The following is a 25,940-nucleotide window of genomic DNA, read 5'->3' on the forward strand; positions in this document are numbered from 1 at the left end:
GGCGGCGGGTTCGACGAGGGCACGGTGACCTGCGCCTGGCTTGTGGTCACCGTCACAAGTGTTATTGACGTTGACGTCAGTGTCAACGGTCGATTCACCGCCTGACCTGTTCGGTTACCGAAAGCGGTGCCCACCGGGTAATATCGCTCCCCGATGCAAGGAAGCAAGGCCCTGTAGCGCAGTTGGTTAGCGCGCCGCCCTGTCACGGCGGAGGTCGCGGGTTCGAGTCCCGTCAGGGTCGCCACGCGGAAAGTCCCCCACACCGGAATCGGTGCGGGGGACTTTCGCGTTCCAGGACCTGCTCAGTTGCGATGGTCGATGCTGGTGATGCGGTGACGACCGGGCGCTACCTCGGTGGTGCGCATGACCTGGTTGATCTTTTCGGTGGTGGCGTCGCCCGGCCATTTCTGGTGGATGGTCACGTTCCAGAGGGTGGGGTCGGCGGCGTCGGCTTTGGTGATGTGCACGCAGTACTTCACATCGAGGGGTAGGGAGCCGATGCCCTCGGCCAAGGCCGACGCGTTGCCCACATGGGCGTTGTCGGTGACGAAGGAACGGGCCTTCGCGGCGTCGCGGTCGACGTAGTAGCTGTATTCGAAGCCGAGGATGGCGCCCTCGGGGCTGGCGGTGTCGCCACGTTCGGCGCTGATGGTGATCGAGGGGGTGCGGAAGGATTCGCAGCCCGACAGGGCGTGTGCGGGAAGTGGGGGCACCACGGTGGACGTCGTTGCCCGCGCGCCGGAGACAGCGGCCTGTGCCGTGGTGGTCGGTTTGTCGGCGGGGCCGAGGAAGATGGTGGCGGCCAAGCCGAGAAGCACGACGAATACCACTGCTCCGATGATGCCTTTGATCGCGGCCGCGGCCTTCACCTTGCCACCGCTTTCGTCGTAGCGTTCGTCGTCGAAGTTCCTGCGGGGGCGCCGGGCGATCTGGCCGCCGCCGCCGAAGTCCTTGAGGCGCGGCAATACCGGTATCTCGACATGGTCGCCGCTCTGTTCGGTCGCGGTGGCGGTGGCCCAGTCGTTCCAGTCGACATCGTCACCGCGCTGCGGCTGGACCGGCACGTCGGCGTCGTTCCAGTCGTTCCAGTCGCCGGTGAACCCGTCGTCGTCATCGGGATTTCGGTACACCGGTTCGACGGGCGCGGGCTGGAACGGGCCGTCGTCGAACGGTTCCGGGTCGGGCGGCGGCCAGGTCTCGGGGTTCGTGCCGATCGTCTGCGGCTCGGCCTCGCGCCGTCGCCTGCGCCGCCGTTTACCTTGCGGGCGACGGCGGCCGGGCGACGTGGCGTCCGGCGACGCGAAGTAGGCACCGAACGGATTGTCCATGCGGTCGTCCTACGCCGGCGCCGGGACGACTCCCGGTTGCCCGTGTTTAGGCGCGGCGGAGGGTTTCTCGGTCTCCTGCTCCTGCTGCGGACGAGCAGCGGGCGGCACCACTCCGCCTTGCATCGGCTGCTGCGCGGGCGCGGGTGTACTCGGAGCCTGTTGGGGCTGTTCGGCTTTCGGCGTCTGATTCTGGAACGGAGCAGCCTGCGCGGGTGCTTCCGGCTTCGCCGAAGCGCCGCTGTTGTTGTTCGCGGCGCCACCGCTGTTGGCGCCGCCGCCGGTGCTGGTGCCGCCACCCAATCCGCCGAACAGGGTGCTCGTGCCGGTCCCGCCGCCATTGGTCGACGGCGCGGCGGGCGTGGTGCCCGCGGGTGTGGTGGATGTGGCGCCCTCGGTGCCTGCGGCATTCGCGGCGAGAGTGTCGATTCCGGTCGTCGCCAGCTCGGTACCCTTGTCGAGTCCGTGCATCGCGACTTCGGCGATCTTGTCGATCAGATGCGTACCGAACGTGACGCCGGCATCGATCGCCGCGGTGCCCAGGGACACCCCGCCGTCGATCAAGGCCTCCTGCAACGCGATCTGCGCCGCTGTCGCCGGATCGATGTTGTCGTCCTCGTTGTCCCACGACGAGTCGTCATCCCAGGACGACGTATCGGACCCACCGGTGCCGAGTACGTAGACGCCGGGCGCCACCTCCGTCGCGCCGACGGGAACGGTCACCCCGTTGGTCCCGCCGAGATCGCTGGTGAGTCCCTTGGTGTCTCGGGTGTACTGATCCATCTCGGTGCTGGCATTACCCACCACCCCGACCGCTTCGGAGATGGCCTCTTCGGCGAGTTCGACGATGGCGTCGAGGTTGTTGCTGTTCACCGCGGGCGCGGCCTTCTTCGCCTTGGCCCGGAAGTCGGCGATGATCGCGTCGACCTTGGCCGCCGCGGTCGACTGCGTCGAATGGGCCTGCCCGAGCAGGGAACTCAATCGGGTCCCACGATCGGCCGCGGCCGAGACCTCGGTCGCGGTCTGCCGCAGCGCGGGTGTGGCGGGAGCGGCGGTCTCGGTCGACTCGAGGGCGTACAGCCCCAGCCGATGCGGGTCCTCGGTGGCTGTCGTCGCGGCGGAGGCCGACGTCAGCGCGGCGACCACCGAGGCATCGGGATCGGCGGAAGTATTACTGCCCAACGATCTACGCAACTCGAGCAACGGCACTTCGAGCAGCGCGATCACCGGCGCGATCTTCGCCTCGGCCTCGGCGGGGGTGATCGTGCTCAACGTGGTCTCGGTGGCCAGCGACTTGGTACGCATCACGCCACCTCGCTCTCGACCGCGCGCAGATCGCCCGCCAGCCCGGTGTCGATGCCGGTCACGCTGTCGCCGAAGCGATTCAGGATGCCCTGATAGGCGGTGACCAGGTTGCCCGCGGTACTCAGCGTCGAAGCGTGTTCGCCCGCTGCCTGTGTCCAGGCGGCGGCGAATTCACGCCCGAGCACGCCGAGCCCGGACAGATCGACCCCGGCCGCGGTCGTCGTATCATTGGCCGCTGTGCCAAGAAGTTCGGAAACCCGAGCTGCCGCACGCTGATAAGCGTCGAGCGCTGACGGGTCGAAAGACATTTCTGCCACGATGTCTGCCCCTTCACGATCGCGGATCCCGGCACGGCCGGTGCTCAAAAGCGTAACCACCGAGCGCCGTTTGCGGGAGGGTCCCGTCCAGATGGACGGATCGATCTCGAGACTACGCAGGTCAAGGACTTTCACCGCGAAGCCGGTGTGGTGCTGGTGTGACTGACGGGTCGGTGACCGAACATGACCGGCGAGTAGGGTCGGCCACGACATGGATGGGTATCGACTGTTCGCCCTGTTCGGGTTCGCTCTGCTCGATGCGCTCGACGTGCTGCTGGTGGCGATCACCACGGCCGTGGTCGCCGACGCCAGGCTGACCCGGCGTTCGCCGATGACGGGGGTGCTCAGTTTCCTCGGCGGGGTCTTCGCGGTCTCGGTGGCCTTCGGCGTGTGCACCGTGCTCGGCATCGACTTCCTGGTTCGGCTGTTCGACTTCGAGCTGACCCCAGCCCTGCGCTACTGGGGCGAGTTGGTGATCGGCCTGGTGCTGATCGCGGTCGCCGCGCTTCCGGTCGACACCACCACGTCCACCGGCGGCCGCTGGATCGAGCCGGTGCGCAGATATCCGTGGCTGCTCGGGGTGATCGGGTTCACGCTGGGTCTGGCGAAGGTGCCCACCTCGGTGCCCTATCTCGCGGCCCTCGCGGTGTTGTCCGCGCAGCGCCCGCTGCCGGTGGCGTGGCCGGTGATCGTGGCGGCCTACTGCGCGGTCGCCCTGGTCCTGCCACTGGTCGTGCTGGCTCTGGCCATGCGGCGAACGCCGCGCGCACGGCGGGTCTACCGCCTGCTCGTGCGGGGCATCACCCGTTTCGGGCCGCCGGCCATCAGGGTGCTTTTCGTCGTCTTCGGCGTCGGACTGATCGTCGACGCACTGGTCCACGCGGGCCGGCTGTGGTGAGCGCCCGCACGGCCACTCAGGAAAGCGTCAGGACCATCGAGTACCGTCATAACGAATCGATGACATGCCCCGTGCCCGCATCCTGGGCCGCGGGGCTATCCAGGTGAGCAGGGAGGGCGACCCTTGAGGGTTACCGTTGTTGTGCCGACCTACAACGAGCGGGAAAATCTGCCGGTGGCGGTGGAGCGGCTGACGGCTCTGCCGGTGTCCGATCTGCACGTGCTGGTGGTCGACGATAATTCACCCGACGGCACGGGTGACGTCGCCGACAAACTGGCGGCCGAGCTGCCGAATGTGGTGAGCGTGCTGCATCGCACCGAGAAGGACGGCCTCGGCCGCGCCTACATCGCGGGCATCACCGCGGCGCTCGACGAGGGTGCCGATGTGGTGATCCAGATGGACGCCGATCTGTCGCATCCCGCCGAGGTGATCCCGTCGATGCTCGAGAAGCTGAGCTCCGACGATGTCGGCGTAGCGCTGGGGTCGCGCTACGTGCCGGGTGGTTCGACCGCCGCGGAGTGGAAGTGGTACCGCAAGGCCCTGTCGGCCTGGGCCAACTTCTACGTGAACCTGATCCTGCGCCTCGGCGTGAAGGACGCGACCGCCGGTTTCAAGGCCTGGAAGGCCGACACCCTGCGCGCGATCGACGTGGCTTCGATCCGCAGCAACGGCTACTCGTTCCAGGTCGAGATGAACTACCGCGCGATCAAGAAGGGCTACACGATCGCCGAGGTGCCGATCCGCTTCGAGGAGCGCACCGTCGGTGCGTCGAAGATGAGCCTGAAGGTGCAGCTCGAGTCGGCGCTCATGCCGTGGAAGCTGCTGTTCGGCCGCTCGGTCTAGAGCTCGATACGCGAAAGGCCCCACCGATGGTTTCGGCGGGGCCTTCGCTGTTTGTCCGGGTCACTTCGCGGTGATGCCGCGACGCACACCTTCCAGGGCGATCACCATGACCGGCACCAGCACCACGTGCATCACCGACAGGGCGATGGTGGAGGCGGTGTCGAAGTCGGCGGCCACGGTCAGTCCGATGGTCGCGATCGACAGCGCCGACCCGACCACGGCGGCGGTCCGCAGCACGCCGGTCCACAGGTAGGACACCAGCACGGCGACGGTCAGGCCGATCAGGACCGGCACGGCCGACATCAAGATCACCCCGCCGGGCGCGGCATCGGTGACCTTGCCGTCGGCGATCGTGGTGAACGACCCGCCCGCGGCGGCGCCGATGGCCCAGACGATCAGATTCAGCACCACGGCGACGGCAGCGGCGCCCAGCACGGCGACGGGCCGGTTCAGTGGGGGGACGGTGTAGGCGGTGGGGGCGGTGACGGTGCTCATGATGTTCTCCCTCATTCGGTGGTGAGACAAGCATCAAACCTGAACCATTGTTAATGTCAAGCCCTCGGTCGAATTGGATTGCGCCGCATCGTCGAGACCCTGGTCACAGGCCCTGGGCCCCGCACCTACGACAGAAGGTCGTAGCATGGCGGCGTGGGCTCTCCGACGGATCACACCGCGCGCTTACGCGGCGCGGCAGTGGGTTCCGCGTCCGGCGCCGTCGCGATTCTGGCGCACGGACTCGGTGGTGCTACCGCCGTTCCCGGCGGATCCGCCCTCGCGCTGTTGTTCGCCGCGTGCGCCCTGATCGGTGTCGTAGTCACCGCGCTGCCGCGAGGAAACAGCGCGATGTCGACCATGGTGGTACTGGCTGTCGGCCAGTGCGTCGGGCACACCGCGCTGTCGTTGGGACATTTCCAGCACCACACGATTTCGGGTGCGATGGTGCTCGCTCACCTGGTGGCGATCCCCGTCGGCGCCATCGCGATTCGCGCCGCCGAGGTCGGTGTGCGCCGGGCGATCACCAGCGTGCGGCAGCTGGTCCTCGTGCTGGCCGGGGTCACGTGCCCGCCCGACCGCCCGGTCCGGCTACCCGTCGCCGACGAGCGTGCGGTGCTACGGCAGCTCCTCCTACGACCGGACATCGGGCTGCGTGGTCCGCCCTGGATGGGCGCGACCGCATCCAACCCCGTTCCGGCTTAGGACAAGGCCGACGAATTCCACTGTCTCGGTGGATGATTCGCCGTGCGGACAGGCCGGTCCGGGGCACACCTCACCCCGATGATCGGAGTTCTCCCATGTCCGTCTTTCCGCATGTCCACCTGCGTGCCCGCCGTGTCGGCGCTGCCGCCGCCTGTGCCGTCCTCGCCGTGTTCGCCACCGCCTGCTCGGATTCCGAGCCTGCCCCGCCCTCGTCCGTGGCGACGGCGGACCGGATCACCATGAGCGACCAGTGGATCAAGGCCGCCGAGTCCGGAATGTCGGCGGCCTTCGGCACCCTGCGCAATGCCGGTGACGCCCCGATGACACTGGTAGCCGCCACCAGCCCGGCCTCGGAGCGGGTCGAGATCCACGAGGTGGTGCCCGACAGCACCGGCGCGAAGACCATGCGCCCGAAAGCCGGTGGCATCACCGTCCCGGCACGCGGCGAGGTGACGTTGAAGCCGGGCGCCGAGCACCTGATGTTCATGGACCTGAAGCAGCCGCTGCGGACCGGCTCGGAAACCTCGCTCACGCTGACCTTCGCCGACGGCTCGAGCACCGTCGTCACCGCACAGGTGCGTGATTTCGCCGGCGGCAAGGAGAACTACGCGCCGGGCACCGACAATCCGATGCACGGTGGCTGATTCGCGGCCCGGACTCTCTCGCCGACGGTTGCTCGGCGGGGGAGCCGCGGTGGCGGGTGCGGCCGGCATCGCCTGGGGTACGGCCGAACTAGTGCGCCCGGAGGCCGTTCGGGACGAGGCGCTCGACATCGTCGCGTTCTACGGCGCTCATCAGGCGGGCGTGGAGACGATGCCACCAGGTCACGTGGCTTTCGCGGGCTTCGACCTGGCGTCCGGTGTCGGTCGCGAGGACGTGATCGGGCTGCTCCGTATCTGGACCGACGACGCGGTGCGACTGACCACGGGCGTGCCCGCGCTCGCCGACACCGAACCGGAGCTCGCCGCCAGACCGGCCCGTCTCACGATCACCGTCGGCTTCGGGCCCGACCTGTTCACCGTCGCGGGGCTCACCGAGCGGAGACCGGAATGGCTGCGCCAGCTCCCGCCATTTCCCATCGACCGGCTCGACCCCGGCTACACCGGCGCCGACCTGGTCCTCCAGGTCTGCGCCGAGGAGGCGACGACGGTCGCGCACGCGGTGCGGGTGCTGTCCAAGCACGTGAAATCGCTGGTGACGGTGCGGTGGGTGCAGCGCGGATTCCGGGACGCGCCGAACGGCCAGACGATGCGCAACCTCATGGGGCAGGTCGACGGCACCGTGAACATCGCCCCGCGCACGGTCGACTTCGACCGACTGGTCTGGGACGACGGCGCGTCGACGCCGTGGCTCGCCGGCGGCACCTCCCTGGTGCTGCGCCGGATCGCCATGGACCTCGACACCTGGGACGAACTCGACGCCGACGGTCGCGAACTGACCGTCGGCCGCCGGGTCGCCAACGGTGCGCCGCTGACCGGTATCGCCGAACACGACGAGCCCGATCTCGCCGCGGTGGACCGCCACGGCATCCCGGTCATTCCGCCGTCGTCGCACGTGGCGCGGGCCAGGCACACCCACGACGGTGAACGGTTCCTGCGCCGCGGGTTCAACTACGACGAGAACCCGGCGCCGGGGCAGGTGTCGAACTCGGGCCTGCTGTTCGTGGCCTATCAGCGCGATATCGACCGTCAGTTCCTGCCGGTGCAGGCGCGACTGGCGGAATTCGACGCGCTGAACGAATGGACCACGCCCATCGGGTCGGCCGTGTTCGTGATCCCGCCCGGTGTCCCCGGTCCGGGGCACTATCTCGGGCAGCAGCTGTTCGAGAGCTGAGCATCCGGCCGGGCGCACCTCGCGCCCGGCCGGTTCAGGCTCGTGGCCAGTCCAGCAGCGTGTTCTCGAACAGCTGCCGGACGCCTTCCACCTCGGCGTCCATGTCGGCGGGGTCCCAGCCGGAGACATCGATCGGCGCCAGCACCGCCACGTCGACGATGCCGGCGCGGGCGATAGGCGAATCCCGCCAGGCGATTTCGCCCGCGTTGCGGACCACCACGGGGATCACCGGCACGCCCGCCTGGATGGCGATATGGAACGCGCCCTTCTTGAACGGCCCGACACCCGGAGTGAACGAGCGAGTTCCCTCGGGCGCGACGGCGATGGAGAGTCCGTCGCGCAGGGTCGAAACCACCGGGGCGAGGGAGGCTTTCGCGCGCTCGGTGTCGGTTCGGTCGATGAAGGTGACGCCGACGAACCGCATCAGCGGACCGAACAGCGGATGATTGCGCAGCTCCTTCTTGCCGATGCCGGTCACCGCGCCGTCGAGGACCTTCGGGACGATGATCACGTCGAACTGGCTCTGGTGGTTGAACAGGAATACCGCGGGCCGCGGCGCGCGGGCGTTCTCGGCTCCGACCACGCGCAGTTGGACGTCGATGGCGCGCAGGGTCGCGGTGGTGGCGTCGTGCATGAGTGCGTCGGCCATCGTCTGCCGCTTGCCGGTGTAGGACTTGCGAAGGACGCCGACCAGCGCACCGCCGATGAGTCCGGCGAATCCGACGATGGTGCGCAGATAGTCGACGGGGCGCGGGGCTCGACGCAGGCGGAAGGTCAGTGCTGGCCAGCCGTTGTCGGCGGCGATCGCGGCGAGAGCCGGGTCGGGGTCGATCACGGTCGGATGCTGGGCGAGTTCCAGCAGCGGCAGGTCGGTCACGCTGTCGGCATAGACGTAGCCGATCTCGAGATCCCGCGCGAATTGGGTTACTGCCGTGGACTTTCCGGTACGCCACAGCGGCGCGCCCGCCGGTCGGCCGGTCAGTACGCCGTCCTCGACGGCGAGTTCGGTGCACAGCACGTTGTCGATGCCGAGCCGCTCGGCGACGGGACGCACCTGGAATCGCGTGAGCTCGCTGACCAATATCACTGTGTGACCAGCCAATTGGTGTGCGCGCACGAGGTGCCACGCCTCGGGGAACAGCCGCCCGTAGATCTCCTTGCTGAAAGCCTTGCGGCCGAGCTGGTCCAGCTCGTTCTCCGACGCGCCCGCCCATGTCCGTTCGACGGCTTGCAGGAATCGTCCGTAGTCACCGTCGTTGCCGCCGCGCTGGATGCCACCGAGCAGGGTGGCCAGGCGTTCCTCACCGCGCCGGAACACCTTGCCCGCCAGTCCGCGTCGCGGCAGACCGTCGACGACGGTGCCGCCGAAATCGAACACCGCGGCGATCCGCGCACCTTGCGGACCCGAACGGATCGCGGCCACGGCGTCGGCGAGTGTGCTCATCAGTTCGTGTTCCTGTTCGACGGATCGAGCGAGGCCGCCCGCGCGATCCGGTCACCCAGATCGCGCAGCTGATCGGCGAATTCCTGGCGCTTGTCGATCAATTCGGCTTCGGCGCCCTCAGCCGCGGGTGCGATGAGGCCGTGGTTGTCGGCCAGTTTCCAGGCGCTGGTGAACAGTTCCGACGATACCGATTCCGGGCTGTTCAACCGCTGCTGCAACAGCATCTGCTTGCCCACCGCCACGCACTCGTCGATGAATTCCTTGCGATCGATCGCCGCGTCGGCGGGTCGGGCCACCAGCCGCTCGGCGACCACCAACTGCGCGTCGAAGAACGAACGCAGCACGCGATGGGCCATCACGAACCCGGATTCGGTGACAGCGCCGAGGAATTGGCGATCCAGTCGATCGTCGGGGGTGTGCTCGTCCCATTCGGGCACGATGATGCGCACCTCCTCGATGATCTGGTCGGCGAACTCCTTGCGTTCCGGGAAGAAGAATTCGAACTTGAGCAGATCGCGCAGCGCGAACGCCGCCTTCCACGCCGCCCGCAGCGGGTCGTCACCCGGCTGCTCCACCGCGGTGAGGGCGGCCAGTTCGAGGATGGCGCGGTTGACGAACCAGTGCACCGCGCTGTTGCGGTAGAACGCCGCCTCGAGATGCGCGCCGGGTTCGATCGCGTACACCGGTTCCAGCCCACCGCGATACACGGTGACAACGCCCGCCAGCGCGAGCTGTTCGAGCACCACCCGCAGGCCCTGTTCGTCGCGCAGCGTGGTGAGTTCGCCGCTGGGCAGTTTGCGCCCGACGATATAGCCGAGCACCGGGTCGAGCACCGTTCGCACCTGGCCGAGCGTGAGCGCTCGTTCGTGCACGCCGAGCAGGGCCAGGGTGACCAGCGCGTTGACGGTGATCGGGGTGACCTCGTTGATCCCGACCGCGACGTCGAAAGCCAAGCGCTGCACGGCTTTGTGCTCGGCGTCGGCCAGCGTCTTCTCGTCGGGAACGGTGGCCGAACCGGTTTCGGTGTCGCGCAGCGGGATGGTCACCGGCCGCTGATCGAGTGGATCGCCGTACACCCCCAGCCGCTCGCGGGCCGAAATGGCTTCGCCGAAGCGCACATACACACGTCCGGCCGAATGCTGCTGGCTGCGTACATATCTGGCCAGCCAGCCGATTCCCTCGGCCTTCTTCTTGCCGCCGGCCTGTTCGATGGCGATCGCGCCGAGCTCGTTGAGTCGCTCATAGGTGATCGAGACCGGCACGAGCATCACATCGTCGACCCGACGTGAACGCACCGCGGCGGCAAGGTAATTGAGGAGGCCGTAGCGCGGTGGGCGCAGTTTGCCCGTCCTGGTGCGCCCGCCCTCGAAGTACCACTCCATATTGAAGCGCTTGGCCAGCAGGTAGGCGAAGTACTCCTCGACGACTGCCTTGTAGACCTCGTCGTCGCCGAAGCTGCGCCGGATGAACACCGTTCCGGTGCGCCGCGCGATCGGACCCATCGGCCAGAAGTTGAGGTTCGCGCCGCCGATCACATGGTTGGGCGGAAAATCATTGCGCGCCAACACGTCGCCGAGTACGAACGCGTCGACATAGGAGCGGTGCGAGGGCAGGAAAACCAGCGGGTGCTTGCGGTTGAGCTTGCGCAACGCGTCGAGGCCGCGCAGATCGGTGTCGACCTTCCACGTCGAGGCGTGCACCGGTCGCATCGCCTGGGTGAACAGGTCCGAGACCAGCCTGCTCTGCGCGGCGACCAGCTCGCGCAGCGCCTTCTCCGCGTTGCGGTACACCTGGTCGGGTTCGGAGCCGATCTCGTCGGCGATGTAGTCGAGCTTGCGCTGGAATTCCGGGGAGTCGAGGATCTCCTCGGCTACCAGCTGGGGCACCTTGTACCGATCGCCGATGACGGTGCGTTCGGCGCGTTCGAGCGCCACCACCGCGGCGCGTACCACCGCGCGCGCGAACGGGTCGGCTGAGCCCGCGCGCAGCAGCGCCGCGGCCTCGGGGTTGTTGGTGCGCAGCGCGCTGAGCCGAGCGGGCGCGCCGACGAGCACGCGGTGGCGGTCCGGTTCGGTGCGCAGCAGCCTGCGCTGGACGAGCCGGTTGGGTTTGCGCGGGTTGGTGAGCATCACCAGGTCGGCGAAGGTCACCCGGCGCACACCGTCGCGTTCGGGCGGCAGCCACAGCACCCGGACCGGCACGACCAGCGGGTCGTCCTGCCTGCCGACGAGGCGTCTGGTGATGGCCTTCGCGTCGAGGTCGAGCTGGGTCACCGGGGCCGTGGAGTCGATCTCCCTGTCGAGACCACCCTGGGCTATCCAGTCGCCGATCACTTCGCGTTCGACGGCGGAGGCCGCGTCGACCAGGGCGACCACCGAGTCTGCCTGCGGGCCGCGCCGCCCACCTTTGTCGATCATTACTCCATTCAAGCCGCAGATCTGGTTCGGCGCATCGAACTTGGGCTACAGCGCGTTGCGCGGCGTGTGCGGAGCGGCCGATGTCGGGCGCGAGCTACAGTGCTGGAGGTTTGCCCGGCGTGGTGCGGCAGTGGCGAACAATACCCAGCTATGGGTCTGGCTAAACGGCGAGGTAATGCTAACCTAACCAAGAAAAGTTAGGTCAGCTTTACCTTGGAGGATCGTTGTCGTCGACGGAACAGCCCGTACGGGTGGAGCACGTGACCGACCCGGCGGCAGCGATGTCACGTCTGGCCGTCTCTGATCGGTTCGGTGAGTACGTGATGTACGAGCAGCCCGGTGTGTGGGTGTTCGCCGCCGATCCGCTCGGTAGCGTGGAACTCGATGCCGGTGAGCTGCGCACCACCTGGGGTGGTGAGACCACCGCTCGCGCGTGGTCCGGCAGCCCCGCCACCGCCATCGACACCGCACTGGCGACCCTGCCGATCGACGGCCGCAACGCCTATGGCTGGATCGGCTTCGAATTCTGCGCCTACTCGCTCGCGGCGACCCACCATCTCAATCCGCTGACCTCGTTGGCGCACCTGATGGTTCCGCGGATCGAGGTGCGCATCGATGCCACCGGCGTGCGGATCAGCGGCGCCACCCCGAACGAGGCGTGCGATATCCACGATCTGATCTCCGGCTCGCAGGGTGTCGACCTGCCTGCCCCGACGTCGGTCGATGTGCGGGTCGACCCGACGAACTACGAGGAACGGGTCGCCACGGCGGTCGCCGAAATCCGGTCCGGCAGCTATCAGAAGGTGATTCTGTCGCGCAAGGTCGAGCTGCCGTTCGCGGTGGACGTGCCCGCGACCTATCGCCTCGGCCGGGCCAACAACACCCCCGCCCGCTCGTTCCTGCTGCGGCTGGGCGGGCTCGAAGCGGCCGGGTTCAGTCCCGAGTTGGTGGCCTCGGTCGACGACGATCGCGTCGTCACCACCGAACCGCTGGCCGGTACGCGCGCGTTCGGACTCGGTCCCGAGGCCGACGGTGCCGCCCGCGCCGAACTGCTGGCCGACCCGAAGGAGATCGTCGAGCACGCGATCTCGGTGCAGACCTCCTTCGCCGAGATCGCGGAGGTGGCCGTACCCGGCACGCCCGCGGTCTCCGATTTCATGGCGGTGCGCGAGCGCGGCAGCGTGCAGCACCTGGCATCCACCGTGCGCGGCACCCTCGCCGCCGACCGCACCGCGTGGGACGCGCTCGAGGTGCTGTTCCCGTCGGTGACCGCGTCCGGCATCCCCAAGCGGGCAGGCGTCGATTCGGTATTCCGCAATGATCACGATCCGCGCGGGCTGTATTCCGGTGCGGTGGTCTGTGTTTCGCCGACCGGCGCGCTCGAGGCGACGTTGGTGCTTCGCGCGATCTACCAGACCGGCGAAGGCGCGTGGTTGCGCGCCGGTGCGGGAATCGTGGGGCAGTCGCGTCCCGAGCGTGAGTTCGAGGAGACCTGCGAAAAGCTGGGCAGCGTAGCGCCTTACGTGGTCAAGGCTATTACCGCCTCTCCGTGACTTCTGCCGGCCGTGGGGTGCGCAGGGCTTGCGCACCGGGCCGACGGTATGGGCCGTGGCCAGGGCCGGGCGTTCCCGGTGAGTTACCCGTGTTCACGCGAAATCAGTTGTCCCGGAAGACGCTGTCGGCAAGAGGTTTCGGACCGTCAACCGTGCAGGGCACGCAAGGCCTTTTTGTCGATCTTGCCGACTGCGGTGATCGGCAATGAATCCGCCTGGCGGATGAGGTCGGGGAGCTTGTAGGTGGCCAGGCCGCGTTCGGTGAGGAAGGTCTTGATCTCGCCGAGGGTGGGCAGTTCGCCGGTGACAACCAGGACGACACAGGCCTTTTCGCCGAGTGCGGCATCGGGCAGGCCGACCGCGGCGGCGTGGCGGACCGCGGGGTGGGCGAGCAGGTGCTCCTCGAGTTCATCGCAGGAGATGTTCTCGCCACCGCGGTTGATCACATCCTTGATCCGGCCGCTCACGACCAGGTGGCCGCTGGGTAGTTGCCGGACGAGATCGCCGCTGCGGTAGAAGCCGTCGGCGGTGAAGGCGCGCGAATTGTGCTCGGGCGCACGGTAATACCCGCGCAGGGTGTAGGGGCCGCGGGTGAGTAGTTCGCCCTCTTCGCCCGGGCCGACGTCGTTGCCGTCGGCGTCGACGATGCGCAGTTCGTCGGCGGGGGAGAGCGGTCGGCCCTGGGTGGTGCACACCAGTTCTTTGTCGTCGTCGAGACGGGTGTAGTTGAGCAGCCCCTCGGCCATCCCGAACACCTGCTGTAAGGTGCACTGCAACGCGGGCTCGACATCGCGGGCGTTCACCTCGGCCAGTCGCGCCCCGCCCACCTGCAACAGGCGCAGCGAACTCAGGTCGGCCTCTTCCCAATCCACTGCCGCGCTCCACAGCTGAGCCAGCGGCGGGACGACGCCGGTGACGCTAACCCCGTGCTTCTCGATCGCGGCGAAGGCGGCCTCGGGGCTCGGGTCGAGGGTGAAGGCGATGGCGCCGCCGGTCGCGACGGTGCCGAGGATGCCGGGACAGGCCAGCGGGAAGTTGTGGGCCGCGGGCAGGGTGGCGAGGTAGACGTCCTCGGGGCCGAGCTCGCAGACCCGCGCGCTGGCGGTCGCGTTGTAGACGTAGTCGTCGTGGGTGCGGGCGATCAGCTTCGGCAGGCCGGTGGTGCCGCCGGAGACCAGCATCACCGCGATATCGGACGGGTCGACCGTGGGCAGCGAATCGCCTTCGCGAGCAACCGAATCGAGGGCGACGAATCCGGCAGTACTGCCGTCGGCGTCCGGCGCCCCGGTGCCTGGATCACCGGCGACCAGCACGTGCCGCAGGCTCGGTACCGCTTGGCGCACCGTCGCGGCCAGCTCGCGGTAGTCGAAGTCGCCGAGCTGGTCGGGGATGAGATAGGCAACCGCTTCGGACAGCGCGGCCAGGTGCTCGATCTCGACGCGGCGGTGTGCGGGCAGGGTGAGCACGGGGATGATCCCGGCGCGCAGCACGCCGAACAGGGCCGTCGCGAATTCGGGAATGTTCGGCAGCTGCACGATCACGCGGTCACCGGGATTGATCCCGAGGGCGAGCAGCCCGTGCGCCATCCGATCGGCTGCGGCGTCGAGTTCGGCGTAGGTCTGCGCACCGGCGTCGCTGAGGACGGCGGGCCGCTGCGGCCGGCTGCGCGCGGTGTCGCGCAGGAGATCACCGAGTGTGCGCCCGGCCCAATAGCCCGCGGCCCGGTACTCCTGGGCGGCTGCTTCGGGAAATGGGACGTAGCCCTCGCGGTGGCCGGTTGCCGATGTCGACGTCACGTACTGCCTCACTCGAGTCTCGCTACACTTGCAAAGGTTAGGCAACCCTATCCCAATGGAGTAGGCTGCCGCCGGGCAGTACCGAATCCGTCCGGGACGGGCGGCGAGCAAGGAGTGATCGGCAGATGGAGAAAGCACCCGCAGGCGGCGCCGGGATCGACCGCGCCGAGATCCGCGCCGCGATCGCCCGTCACCTCGACCTCACCCCCGACGCCGTCGCCGAGGCCGACGATCTGATCCAGCTCGGCCTCGACTCCATCCGCACGATGAAGCTCGCCGGCGCCTGGCGCAAACGCGGCATCGCCGTGAACTTCGCTCTGCTGGCCGCCCACCCCACCGTCGACGCATGGTACGCCCTCCTCAACGGCGCCGACCCCGACGACCTCGCGGCAAGCGACAGTCCGTCGACTGTGGCCGACCAAGCCGCCGATGACGCCGCTCTCGAACCGGGTGAGCCCGGTTCGGCCGACTCCGCCACGCCGGTCGACAACCCGGCTGGATCGGGAGGTTTCGACAACTTCGGTTCTGCCGCAGACGAATCCGTGATCGTTCCCGACGACGGGACGCCGTTCGCCCTCGCGCCTATGCAGCACGCGTATTGGATCGGGCGGTCCGATGCGCAGGAGCTCGGCGGTGTCGCGGCGCATCTCTACGTCGAATTCGACGGGGCCGATGTGTATCCGGAGCGGCTCGAGCGGGCTGTCGAACAGCTGCTGTCGCGCCATCCCATGCTGCGCACCCGGTTCCTGCCCGACGGCACCCAGCAGACTCTCGACCGGCCCGGCCGCGCGGTGTTCGGCGTGACCGATCTGCGCGAGGCGTCCGCCGACGAGGCCGAGCAGCGGCTCGCGGAGCTGCGCGGCGCGCGCACGCACCAGCGGATGGCGGTGGAGGACGGGCAGGTGATCGATATCGCGCTCACCCGCCTCGCCGACGGCCGCACCCGTCTGCACCTCGATGTCGATATGCTCGCCGCCGACGCGATGAGCTACCGCATCCTCATCACCGACCTCGCCCGGCTCTACCACGGCGAACCGCTGCCGCCGCAGGACTACACCTTCCGTCAGTACCTGGCCGAGCACACAGCGACCCACGTTTCGGACAATGCCGCCGCGCAGCAGCAGGGCACTGCCGCCGGCCTCCCGCAGGGGCCGAGCGCCATCGCGGACGAGCGCACCCGTGACCGCGCCTGGTGGCAAGATCGCCTGAGCGAGCTGCCCGGCGCTCCGGAACTCCCTCTTGCCCAGCACACCGCGGACCCGAATCGCACGATCCGTCTGCACCGCTGGCTCTCCCCGCAGGCCAAAGCACAGGTCTTCGACGCGGCCCACGCCCGGGGGATCACCCCCGCGATGGCGCTGGCCTCGGTGTTCGCCGAAACCATCGGCGGCTGGTCGGCTCAGCGTCGCTTTCTGCTGAATCTGCCCCTGTTCCACCGTGAACCGGTGCACCCGCAGGTCGACGGCGTCGTCGGCGACTTCACCTCCTCGGTCCTGCTCGAAGTCGACGTCACCGAGCCGGCCACCGTCGCCGATCGTGCGCGCGCGCTCCAGCAGCGCCTCCACGAAGCGGGCGCGCACTCCGCGTACTCGGGCCTGGAAGTCCTGCGCGACCTCGGGCGTCATCGCGGCGAACCGGTGCTGGCGCCCATCGTGTACACCAGCGCCCTCAACCTCGGCGAACTGTTCCCCGACATCGTCACCGACACCTTCGGCGACCCCGTCTGGATCATCTCCCAGGGCCCGCAGGTCCTGCTCGACGCCCAGATCACCGAGGTCCGCGGGGGTCTGCTGCTGAACTGGGACATCCGCGAAACCGCCTTCCCCGCGGGCATGGTCGACGCCATGTTCGCCCGGTACATCGAGGCGATCGAACGCCTCGGTGGCCGACCTTTCGAGCTCGCCGAGGCCTCGGCGAATTCGTCGGATGCAGGCAGTGCGCAGCCGAAGGCAGTCGAGGCCGCGCCGACCGAGGTGAGCTCGGCGATGTCGCCCGTGGTGCCCGCTGACGGGGCTGCGGTTTCGTTCGGACGCACTAGGTTTGCCGGGGGAGCGGGATGGCAGGCCGAAGCCGGAGTCCGGATTCCGTTGGAGCAGGCCGCTACTCGGGCGCGCGTGAACGCCACCGCGGGGCCGGTGAGCGGCGGGCTGCTGCATACCGGCTTCTTCGCGAACGCGGCGACGACTCCGTCCGCGCCCGCGGTGCTCTGGGAGCCTGCCGGGCAGCTGACCTATGGCGAGCTGGCAGCGGACGCGCTGGCGGTGGCCGGTGCGCTCCGGGAAGCCGGTGTGACGCCCGGTGATTCGGTCGCGGTGCAGCTCCCGAAGGGCCCCGACCAGATCGTCGCGGTGCTCGGCGTGCTCGCGGCGGGCGCGGTGTACGTGCCGATCGGGTTCGATCAGCCTGCCGCTCGTCGCGCCGAAATCCTCAGCACCGCAGACGCTGTCGCCGTGCTCACGGTCGGCGGTACGCAGATTCCCGACGTGCGCGCGATCGACCTCGCCGAGGCTCGCGCGCACGCGCAACCGTTTGCGCGCCCCGTCTTCGGCGATCCGGAGAACATCGCCTACGTGCTGTTCACCTCCGGCTCCACCGGCAAGCCCAAGGGCGTCGAGGTGCCGCATCGCGCCGCGATGAACACCATCGACGACCTCAACGAGCGATTCGACCTCGGCCCCGCCGACCGGGCGCTGGCCCTCTCGGCCCTCGAATTCGACCTCTCCGTCTACGACATCTTCGGCCTGCTCGCCGTCGGTGGCGCGGTGGTCACCGTCGACGACGTGCAGCGCACCGACCCTGCCGTCTGGGTCGAACTCGTTCGCCGCCACCAGATTTCGCTGCTCAACTGCGTCCCGAGCCTGCTCGACATGCTGCTCACCGCCGCGCCGGGGTCGTCGCAGCTCGCCGACCTCCGCACCGGGTCCGCTACCGCCACGCTGCCCGAGCCCCTTGCCTCACTTCGAACGGTGATCCTCGGCGGCGACTGGGTTGACGTCGCCCTCCCCGCACGTCTCGCCGCGGTGGCCCCGAACAGCCGTTTCGCCGGTCTCGGCGGCGCCACCGAAACCGCGATCCACTCCACCATCTGCGAGGTCGTGGACGCCCAGGTCCCTGTCGAATGGGCTGCCGTCCCCTACGGCACCCCGTTGCGCAACGTGCAGTGCCGCGTCGTCGGCCCGGCGGGCAACGACTGCCCCGATTGGGTGAGCGGCGAACTCTGGATCGGTGGCGACGGCGTGGCCGCCGGCTACCGCAACGACCCGGAGCGCACCGCCGACCGTTTCGTCGCCCATGAGGGTCTGCGCTGGTACCGCACCGGTGACCTGGCCCGCTACCTGCCCGACGGCGGTCTGGAATTCCTCGGCCGCGCCGACCACCAGGTCAAGATCCGTGGCTACCGCGTCGAACTCGGTGAGGTGGAGAGCGCCCTGCGCGCGGTCCCCGGTGTCCGCCACGCCGTGGCCGCGGTGGTCGGGACGGCGGCGCCGAAGCTGGTCGCCCTGGTGGTGCCGAGCCCGGGCGAAACCCTGCACGTCGAGGCGGTGCTCGCCGCGACCGCTGACCTCGTCCCGTCCTACATGGTGCCGACGCGCCTGGAACTGCTCGCTGAACTGCCCCTCACCCCGAACGCCAAGCCGGACCGCAAGGCCATCCGCGCGGTACTCGAAAAGCACGAGGGCGCAGACGAATTCGTCGAGCCGCGAACCGATCTCGAACGGGCGCTCGTCGCGGTCGTCGCGGAGGTGCTCGCCACCGAGCGTATCGGCGTCACCGACGACTTCTTCGCCCTCGGCGGCGATTCGGTGCTCGCCACCACCGCCGTGGCCCGCATCCGCGAATGGCTCGACGCCCCCGACACCGTTGTGGCCGACCTGTTCACCGCCCGCACCATCGAGGGGCTCGCGGCGCGCATGTCGGACCGGGAGAAGGACTCCGGCGACACGGGCCGACTCGAACTGGTCGCCGCGATGTATCTCGAAGTCGCCGCGCTGACCGATGAAGAGGTACTGGCCCAGTCGTGACGAGGGCAGAAGCGAACTACGCACCGGCTCTTGCCGATTCGCGCATTTCCCCTGCGTCGCTAGACTTCCGCCAGTGAGTAAGTGGACTGTCGCCGACCTGCCGGACCAAACCGGTCGCACGATCATCGTCACCGGTGCCAACAGTGGTCTCGGCGCCGCCACCGCGCGGGCGCTGGCGGCGGCGGGTGCGCGAGTGGTCCTGGCCTGTCGCGATACGGCCAAGGCCGAGCGGGTAGCCGCGGGGATGCGCGGCGAGACCGAAGTCCGTGAACTCGACCTGGCGAACCTGAATTCGGTGCGCGCCTTCACTGATTCGATCGAACGCGTCGACGTGCTGATCAACAACGCGGGTGTGATGGCCCTACCGCTGCGCCGCACCGCCGACGGCTTCGAGATGCAGTTCGGCACCAACCATCTCGGTCACTTCGCGCTCACCAACCTGTTGCTCGACCGCATCGCCGATCGGGTGGTGACGGTGTCGAGCGTGGCGCACCGCATCGGCAGGATCGATCTGGCCGACCCCAACTGGGAGCAGCGCCACTACGACCGCTGGCTCGCCTACGGTCAATCCAAGCTGGCCAACCTGATGTTCGCCTTCGAGCTGCAGCGTCGCCTGGCCGGTGAGGGCGCCGCGGTGATCTCGGTGGCCGCCCACCCCGGTTACGCCGCGACCGAACTCATGTCGCACACCGAGACCGTCCAGGACGCGGTCATGTGGCTGGGCAATCGCATGCTCGCCCAGGACGCCCACCAGGGTGCGCTGCCCACGCTGTTCGCCGCCACCGCCGCGGTGAAGGCGGGCACGTTCTACGGCCCCGACGGTTTCCTCGGCCTGCGCGGCAACCCCGCCCGTGCGGGCAGCGCGCCCACGGCGCGCAATCGCAAGGTCGCGGCCGAACTGTGGGAGCTCTCCGAGAAGCTCTGCGGCCTCATCTGATTCGTGATAGACGTCACACGACGTCACACTGCGAACGGCTACCTCGTCGTCTTTGTGAACCCCACGACGAAGGAGTCATCATGGAAGCGCGCTTCAACCTCTACGGCAACGCCATCGCCGCGAGCTTCAGCAAGCGAATGATCATGGCGGGCAAGGTCATCGACGATTCGCCGCTGCCCAAGTCCACGCATGAACTGGTGAAGATCCGGGCCTCGCAGATCAACGGGTGCAGCTACTGCGTCGACATGCACACCAAGGACGCCGCCCACGCCGGTGAGACCGCGGTGCGGATCAACCTGGTCGCCGCCTGGCGGGAGGCCAATGTCTTCACCGAGCCGGAACGGGCCGCCCTCGCCCTCACCGAGGAAGCGACCCGCACCGCCGACGGCGGACATGTCAGCGACGACACCTTCGCCCTGGTCCGCAAGCACTACGACGACGACCAGATCGCCGCCCTGATCGGTGCCATCGCGATCATCAACGCCTGGAACCGTCTCAACGCCATCGCCCACACTCCCGCCGGTGACTATGTCCCCGGTCAGTGGAGCTGATCAACGGAATCGGTGCCCGTGCTCGGCCGCCCACTGCGTGAAGGTGCGCGGGTCGGCCGAGCACTTGCTCCACCGTCGGATCGACCGTGTACGACTCGGGACTGTGATGCGCCGCACCGCCCGCGTCGACGGCCTTGCCGATCAACTCGGCGCCGACGTCGGCGAGTCCGTTGGTCACCGTCACGTGCAGTCGATTACTTTCTCGTCGGCGCGGGCGGGCGCCGCGATGTGACGGTCCACACTCCCGGCAACCGGGGCAGGCCTTTCGACGTTTTACCGGTGGTACAGTCCATCCCATGCAGCGCGCATATTTCTGGTTTAGCTATCCGGCCCTGGGTGGGCCGGTCTGCGACCCTGCGCGCTGACTTCCTCCACCTCGAGCCGGATAACGCCCGGCTCGACGGTAGCGATTTCCGTGGGTCGGCCTCTTAACGCAAAGGACCCACATCTCATGACCACCGCAGCCGATGTCGACTCGCGGCATTCCGATCTCGACGACCAGCGCACCCTCAGCGTGAGCCCGCTGCGCTCGCCCGCCGAGGTCCGCATGGTTCACCAGATCACCGATGCCCTCGCCGACACCGTACGTTCGGGCCGCAAGGCCACCGTCGACGTGCTCAACGGCGACGACGACCGCCTCATGGTGATCGTCGGCCCGTGCTCGGTGCACGACCCCGTCGCCGCGCTGGAATACGCGCGCAAGCTGGCCGAGAAGGCCGCCGAGCTCAGCGACCGGCTGCACATCGTGATGCGCGTGTACTTCGAGAAGCCGCGCACCACGCTGGGCTGGAAGGGTCTGATCAACGATCCGCACCTGGACGGCTCGTTCGACGTGAACACCGGCCTCGGCATCGGCCGCAAGGTGCTCGTCGACATCACCGCCCTCGGCCTGCCGGTCGCGTGCGAGTTCCTCGACCCCATCACCCCGCAGTACATCGCCGACCTGGTCTCCTACGGCGCGATCGGTGCCCGCACCGCCGCCAGCCAGGTGCACCGGCAGCTGTCCTCGGCGCTGTCGATGCCGGTGGGCATCAAGAACGGCACCGACGGTGACGTGCAGGTCGCGGTCGACGGTGTGCGCGCCGCCGCCGCCAGCCACGTCTTCCCCGGCACCGACCTCGACGGCCGCTCCGCGCTGATCCGCACCTCGGGCAACCCCGACTGCCACGTCATCCTGCGCGGCGGCAGCAACGGCACCAACTTCGACGCCGCCTCCTGCGCCGAGGCCAAGCTGCGGCTGGAGAAGTCGTCGCTGGCTCAGCGCTTGGTCGTCGACGCCAGCCACGGCAACAGCAACAAGGACCACAACAAGCAGGTCGACGTCGTCACCGACATCGCCGACCGGATCGCCGCGGGCGAGCAGGGCGTGGTCGGCGTGATGCTGGAGTCGTTCCTCGTCGCGGGCCGCCAGGACCTGACCCTCGGCAAGGCCGACGATCTGACCTACGGCCAGTCCATCACCGACGCGTGCATCGACTGGAACACCACCGCCACCCAGCTCGACCGGTTGGCAGACGCCGTGGCCGCGCGCCGCGGCTAGTTCTTCGATCGACAGTGCGGGCCTCGGATTCCGGGGCCCGCACTGCTGTGTCTATTGGTTCTGCACCGCGAGTCGCCCCGCGAGAGCGACGAAGGAGACGCCGAACACCCGCCGCATCCACCGGACCACCACCGGGCGCGACAGCACATAGGTGCGCATCGCGGCGGCGACAGCTCCGTAGCCCGCGAACACTACGAACGTGACCAGCATGAACAACCCACTGAGCTCGAGCATGCGGCCCAGCGCGTTCGGCGCGCCGGTCGGCACGAACTGTGGGAGGAACGCGAAGAAGAAGATCGTCACCTTCGGGTTCAGGATATTCAGCAGCACCGCCGAGGTGACGACCTGTCGCGCCGAAGGCTCCACCTCGATGCTTTCCTCCGGAATCGCGAGCGCGCCCTTGTCCCGCAACGTATTCCACGCCATGTAGAGCAGATACGCGACACCGAGATACTTCAAGGTCTGGAACGCGACCGCGCTGGTGTTCAACAGCGCGGCCAGCCCCGTGATCGCCGCGAGCATGTGCGGAACGATCGCCACTGTGCACCCGAAGGCGGCGATCACGCTCGCCTTCGTTCCCCGGGAAAGCCCGGCCGCGAGCGTGAAAAGGGCGCCCGTACCCGGCGTGGCGACGATGACAAGCGTGGTCAACGCGAACTCGATGCTCATCTCCCGCAGCGTAACTGCCGATCGACCATGGGAAAATACCTCGCGGCGTCGGTTCGGAACGGGGCCGTCGTACCGCTTCGCACCGCGATGACATGGTCGGCCGCCGTCGGGCGGTGGAAGCGGCGGGCAGGCGGAGCGGCAGACTGGTCGGTGATGAAGCTTCCCGAACTTCCCGACCTTCCGGTGCGACCGGAGCTGGAGCGGATCACCGCGACGTTGGCTGATCGCGGGGTCGCGGTGCTGGTCGCGCCGCCGGGTACCGGTAAGACCACGTTGGTGCCGTTGGCGCTGGCGGCGGGGTCGTCGGGGCGCATCGTGGTGGCGGAGCCTCGGCGGTTGGCGGCGCGGGCGGCGGCTGCGCGGATGGCTGCGTTGTTGGGGGAGCGGGTGGGCGAGACCGTGGGGTACGCGGTGCGGGGGGATCGGAAGGTGGGGGCGCGCACGCGGGTCGAGGTGGTGACCTCGGGGTTGCTGGTGCGGCGGTTGCAGCAGGATCCCGAGTTGGGCGGGGTGGGGACGGTGGTGCTCGACGAGTGTCACGAGCGGCATCTGGACGCGGATCTGTTGTTGGCGCTGTTGCTCGACGCGCGGTCGGGATTGCGGCCGGATCTGCGGGTACTCGCCACGTCGGCGACCGTCGCGGCTGATCGGCTCGCGGTCCTGCTCGGCGGGGACGAGGAGCCCGCGCCGGTGGTCGAGGTTCGTGGGCGCGCGTATCCCGTGGAGATCGGGTACGTGCCGTCGCTGCCGCGTGAGCGGATCGAGGGGCAGGTGGCGCGGGCGACGCGGGGCGCGCTGGCCGGAACAGACGGTGACATCCTGGTCTTCCTGCCCGGCGTCGGCGAGATCAACCGAACGGCGGGACTGCTGCGTGACCTCGACGGGGTCGATGTGGTCCCACTGCACGGCAGGCTCGCCGGCGCTGCCCAGGACCTCGCGCTGCGGCCGGGCTCGCGGCGGCGCGTCGTCTTGTCCACCGCGGTAGCCGAATCCAGTCTCACCGTCCCTGGCGTGCGCGCGGTCGTCGACTCCGGCCTGTCCCGCGTCTCCCGTGTCGATCACCGCCGTGGCCTGTCCGGCCTCGCGACAGTGCGTGTTTCGGCCGCGGTCGCCGAACAGCGCGCGGGCCGCGCGGGCCGCGAAGCCCCCGGCCACGCCTGGCGCTGCTGGCCCGAATACGAGCACCAAACCCTGCCCGCCTATCCCGAACCCGAGATCCGCACCGCCGAACTCACCCGGCTCGCACTGGAATTGGCCTGCTGGGGCACGCCCGACGGAACCGGCCTCGCCTGGTGGGACGCCCCGCCGGAAGGCGGCCTCGCCGCGGCCCGAACCGTCCTACACGCACTCGGCGCACTCGATCATTCCGACCACATCACCGCCCGCGGCAAGGCCATGGCTGCCCTCGGCCTGCACCCGCGCCTCGCCCGCGCCCTCCTCGACGGCACCGACCGAGTCGGCGCGAAAGCCGCTGCCGAAATGGTGGTCCTGATGGACGACGACTCGCTCGCCCACACCGTCGACGCCACGGCAGCCCTGCGCACCCTTCGCACCGAACGCCCACCGCGTTGGTCCCGGGAAGTCCAACGCCTGACGCGACTCGTCGCGACCACATCGAGCGATCGTGCCGGCGAGGTCGGGAACGAGAGTGGTGGATCGGGAACGGATGTCGCGGCCCTGTTGATCGCGTTGGCGCAGCCGGAGCGGTTGGCTCGTCGGCGGTCGAGTGGGTCGTCGACGTATCTCATGGCGGGTGGCACCGCCGTGACACTGCCGCCGGGTTCCGGTCTGGCGGCGGCGGAATGGCTCGCGGTGGCCATCGCCGATCGCGATCCGGGGCGAGCCGAGGGGCGAATTCGCTTGGCGGCCATAGCCGATGAAGACCTCGCCCGGGAAGCTGCGCCTGGGTTGGTGGTCGTGGCCGATGAGGTGCGATGGGACGGCGGGGATGTGGTGGCTCGCCGGGTGGAGCGGTTGGGCGCGATTCTCCTGTCGGAGAAGGTGATACGTCAGCCGGATCGACTGTTGGTGGAACAGGCTGTGCGGCAAGGACTTCAGTCGGAAGGTCTCGGTCTGCTGCGGTGGAGCGATGACGCCCGTGGTCTGCGGCAACGGCTGGACTTCCTGCACCGGACCCTAGGCGCACCATGGCCCGCTGTCGACGACGACACGCTCCTCGCCGACCTCGACACCTGGCTCGGCCCCGAACTGTCCACTGCCCGACGCCGTTCCGACCTCGCCCGCATCGACGCGGGCACCGCGCTACGCCGTCTGCTCCCGTGGCCCACCGCCGCCCGCCTCGACGAGCTGGCCCCCGAACGCCTGGAAGTCCCTTCCGGCAGCCGAGTCCGCCTCGACTACTCCACCGACCAGCCCGTTCTCGCGGTCAAAGTCCAGGAGATCTTCGGCTGGACCGACCCGCCCACCCTCGCCGACGGCCGCGCCCCCATCCTGCTGCACCTGCTCTCGCCGGCCCAGCGCCCCGTCGCCGTCACCGCGGACCTGGCCTCCTTCTGGAAGAACGGCTGGCCCCAGGTCCGCGCCGACCTGCGTGGGCGCTACCCCAAGCACGCCTGGCCCGAAGACCCAACCACCGTCGTCGCCCACCGAGGTACCGCTCGCCGAGCCACCCGCCCGAACTGACTTCGATCGTCAGGTCAGTGGCGTGGCTCGGGCGGCGAGGAGGGTATCGGTGGTGACGGCGCCGAAGCCGGCCACCCGTCTACCGGCCCGGCCGGGTCGGTGGGGAGTCGGGCCGCGAGCCACTCGTCGACCCGGGCGCCGCGCTGCACCCCGCCCGAGCGGGCCAGTCCTTCGTAGTGGAAGCCGTTGCGGCGGACGACGGCGGCCGAAGGAATATTGCCGACTATCGCGCGCCAGGTGATCCGGTCCAGCGCGAGACCGTCGGGGGCGAAACCGAAATCGCACACCAGGGTGATGGTGCGTGACATCAGGCCGCGCCCGCGGTGGTCCGGGGTGAGCCAGAAGCCGATCTCGCAGGTGCCCGGCCCGCGCGTGTGCAGGCCGACCATCCCCTCGACCTGCCCGTTCTCGGCGGTCCGGATCGCCCAGACCGGCGCATTGCCCGCCCAGCCGGGAGCGACGACGCGGTCGAGGAACTCCTCGGTATCGCCGCGCTGATACGGCACGGGAACAGTGGTCCAGCGCTGCACGTCAGGGTCTTGACAGCACTCCACGATGCGGTCGATATCGGCCCCGGTCGGACGGGTGAGCCAGACGGTGCCGTCGGTGAGCGTGTGCTCGTACATCCGGCCATCTTGACAGTCGGCGCC

General features: G+C 68.9%; 20 protein-coding genes and 1 tRNA gene. 12 read left to right on the top strand and 9 right to left on the bottom strand.

What is annotated here, in order from left to right; translation table 11 throughout:
- The first annotated feature begins 167 nt into the window (after positions 1–167).
- Positions 168–244: transfer RNA gene (locus tag OHS03_RS31425), tRNA-Asp, on the top strand.
- A gap of 58 nt (positions 245–302) precedes the next feature.
- Here OHS03_RS31425 and OHS03_RS31430 read toward each other — a convergent pair.
- The 3 genes from OHS03_RS31430 to OHS03_RS31440 are packed head-to-tail and all read right to left on the bottom strand — an operon-like array spanning position 303 to position 2,947.
- Positions 303–1,328 carry a DUF8176 domain-containing protein gene (locus OHS03_RS31430; RefSeq protein ID WP_328659022.1) on the bottom strand — a complete coding sequence of 342 codons (1,026 nt, stop codon included), beginning with the start codon at positions 1,326–1,328 and terminating at the stop codon, positions 303–305.
- Between the two features lie 9 nt (positions 1,329–1,337).
- Positions 1,338–2,630, bottom strand: a complete 1,293-nt coding sequence (locus tag OHS03_RS31435) for a hypothetical protein (protein WP_328659024.1) — start codon at positions 2,628–2,630, stop codon at positions 1,338–1,340.
- Positions 2,630–2,947, bottom strand: a complete 318-nt coding sequence (locus tag OHS03_RS31440) for a hypothetical protein (RefSeq protein WP_194825757.1) — start codon at positions 2,945–2,947, stop codon at positions 2,630–2,632. Before OHS03_RS31440 ends, OHS03_RS31435 begins: the two co-directional genes overlap by 1 nt.
- Positions 2,948–3,158: 211 nt before the next feature.
- Here OHS03_RS31440 and OHS03_RS31445 point away from each other — a divergent pair, with 211 nt between their 5' ends.
- Positions 3,159–3,845, top strand: coding sequence for a GAP family protein (locus OHS03_RS31445; RefSeq protein WP_056818688.1), 687 nt, complete (start codon positions 3,159–3,161; stop codon positions 3,843–3,845).
- A gap of 123 nt (positions 3,846–3,968) precedes the next feature.
- On the top strand, positions 3,969–4,688 hold the full coding sequence (locus tag OHS03_RS31450) for a polyprenol monophosphomannose synthase (RefSeq protein WP_228536832.1): 720 nt from the start codon (positions 3,969–3,971) through the stop codon (positions 4,686–4,688).
- A 60-nt stretch (positions 4,689–4,748) separates the two neighbouring features.
- On the opposite strand, the gene OHS03_RS31455 is transcribed toward OHS03_RS31450, so the two are convergent.
- Entirely contained in the window at positions 4,749–5,183 is a 435-nt protein-coding gene (locus OHS03_RS31455; protein ID WP_328659026.1) for a DUF6069 family protein, read from the bottom strand.
- A gap of 153 nt (positions 5,184–5,336) precedes the next feature.
- Here OHS03_RS31455 and OHS03_RS31460 point away from each other — a divergent pair, with 153 nt between their 5' ends.
- The 3 genes from OHS03_RS31460 (at position 5,337) to OHS03_RS31470 (ending at position 7,718) form a co-directional block, all read left to right on the top strand.
- The gene (locus OHS03_RS31460) at positions 5,337–5,885 is read left to right on the top strand and encodes a hypothetical protein (RefSeq protein ID WP_328659028.1); all 549 of its coding nucleotides are present in this window, start codon (positions 5,337–5,339) and stop codon (positions 5,883–5,885) included.
- A 95-nt stretch (positions 5,886–5,980) separates the two neighbouring features.
- Complete coding sequence (locus OHS03_RS31465) at positions 5,981–6,529, top strand: copper chaperone PCu(A)C (protein ID WP_328659030.1); 549 nt, start codon at positions 5,981–5,983, stop codon at positions 6,527–6,529.
- A complete protein-coding gene (locus tag OHS03_RS31470) occupies positions 6,522–7,718 on the top strand; it encodes a Dyp-type peroxidase (RefSeq protein WP_328659032.1) in 1,197 nt (398 codons plus the stop codon). The genes OHS03_RS31465 and OHS03_RS31470 overlap by 8 nt, the downstream gene beginning before the upstream one ends.
- A gap of 34 nt (positions 7,719–7,752) precedes the next feature.
- Here the strand turns inward: OHS03_RS31470 and OHS03_RS31475 are convergent, their stop codons facing one another.
- Both OHS03_RS31475 and OHS03_RS31480 read right to left on the bottom strand, forming a co-directional pair.
- Positions 7,753–9,162 (bottom strand): HAD-IB family hydrolase, encoded by a 1,410-nt coding sequence (locus OHS03_RS31475; RefSeq protein ID WP_328659034.1) that lies wholly within the window; start codon positions 9,160–9,162, stop codon positions 7,753–7,755.
- The gene (locus OHS03_RS31480) at positions 9,162–11,579 is read right to left on the bottom strand and encodes a glycerol-3-phosphate 1-O-acyltransferase (protein WP_328659036.1); all 2,418 of its coding nucleotides are present in this window, start codon (positions 11,577–11,579) and stop codon (positions 9,162–9,164) included. The genes OHS03_RS31475 and OHS03_RS31480 overlap by 1 nt, the downstream gene beginning before the upstream one ends.
- A 251-nt stretch (positions 11,580–11,830) precedes the next feature.
- Between OHS03_RS31480 and OHS03_RS31485 the strand changes: the two genes are divergently transcribed.
- Positions 11,831–13,132: a salicylate synthase gene (locus OHS03_RS31485; protein ID WP_407942530.1), complete on the top strand. Its 1,302-nt coding sequence runs from the start codon at positions 11,831–11,833 to the stop codon at positions 13,130–13,132.
- Positions 13,133–13,278: 146 nt separating this feature from the next.
- On the opposite strand, the gene OHS03_RS31490 is transcribed toward OHS03_RS31485, so the two are convergent.
- Positions 13,279–14,928: a (2,3-dihydroxybenzoyl)adenylate synthase gene (locus OHS03_RS31490; RefSeq protein WP_328659040.1), complete on the bottom strand. Its 1,650-nt coding sequence runs from the start codon at positions 14,926–14,928 to the stop codon at positions 13,279–13,281.
- 125 nt (positions 14,929–15,053) lie between these two features.
- Between OHS03_RS31490 and OHS03_RS31500 the strand changes: the two genes are divergently transcribed.
- The 4 genes from OHS03_RS31500 to OHS03_RS31515 all read left to right on the top strand — a co-directional run bounded on the left by OHS03_RS31500 (position 15,054) and on the right by OHS03_RS31515 (position 21,978).
- Positions 15,054–18,950, top strand: a complete 3,897-nt coding sequence (locus OHS03_RS31500; RefSeq protein ID WP_407942428.1) for a non-ribosomal peptide synthetase — start codon at positions 15,054–15,056, stop codon at positions 18,948–18,950.
- 73 nt (positions 18,951–19,023) lie between these two features.
- Entirely contained in the window at positions 19,024–19,887 is an 864-nt protein-coding gene (locus tag OHS03_RS31505; protein ID WP_328659042.1) for an oxidoreductase, read from the top strand.
- An 80-nt stretch (positions 19,888–19,967) separates the two neighbouring features.
- Positions 19,968–20,438 (top strand): carboxymuconolactone decarboxylase family protein, encoded by a 471-nt coding sequence (locus tag OHS03_RS31510; protein WP_328659044.1) that lies wholly within the window; start codon positions 19,968–19,970, stop codon positions 20,436–20,438.
- A gap of 451 nt (positions 20,439–20,889) precedes the next feature.
- The gene (locus OHS03_RS31515) at positions 20,890–21,978 is read left to right on the top strand and encodes a 3-deoxy-7-phosphoheptulonate synthase (protein WP_062982592.1); all 1,089 of its coding nucleotides are present in this window, start codon (positions 20,890–20,892) and stop codon (positions 21,976–21,978) included.
- Between the two features lie 51 nt (positions 21,979–22,029).
- On the opposite strand, the gene OHS03_RS31520 is transcribed toward OHS03_RS31515, so the two are convergent.
- Positions 22,030–22,647: a LysE family translocator gene (locus OHS03_RS31520; RefSeq protein WP_328659046.1), complete on the bottom strand. Its 618-nt coding sequence runs from the start codon at positions 22,645–22,647 to the stop codon at positions 22,030–22,032.
- Positions 22,648–22,800: 153 nt separating this feature from the next.
- On the opposite strand from OHS03_RS31520, the gene hrpB reads away from it, so the two are divergent.
- Entirely contained in the window at positions 22,801–25,290 is a 2,490-nt protein-coding gene (gene hrpB, locus OHS03_RS31525) for an ATP-dependent helicase HrpB (RefSeq protein ID WP_328659048.1), read from the top strand.
- Between the two features lie 14 nt (positions 25,291–25,304).
- Here the strand turns inward: hrpB and OHS03_RS31530 are convergent, their stop codons facing one another.
- On the bottom strand, positions 25,305–25,916 hold the full coding sequence (locus tag OHS03_RS31530; RefSeq protein WP_328659050.1) for a GNAT family N-acetyltransferase: 612 nt from the start codon (positions 25,914–25,916) through the stop codon (positions 25,305–25,307).
- Positions 25,917–25,940: the final 24 nt, after the last annotated feature.

The sequence above is a fragment of the Nocardia salmonicida genome (genome assembly GCF_036142455.1).
Classification (GTDB): Bacteria; Actinomycetota; Actinomycetes; order Mycobacteriales; family Mycobacteriaceae; genus Nocardia; species Nocardia salmonicida.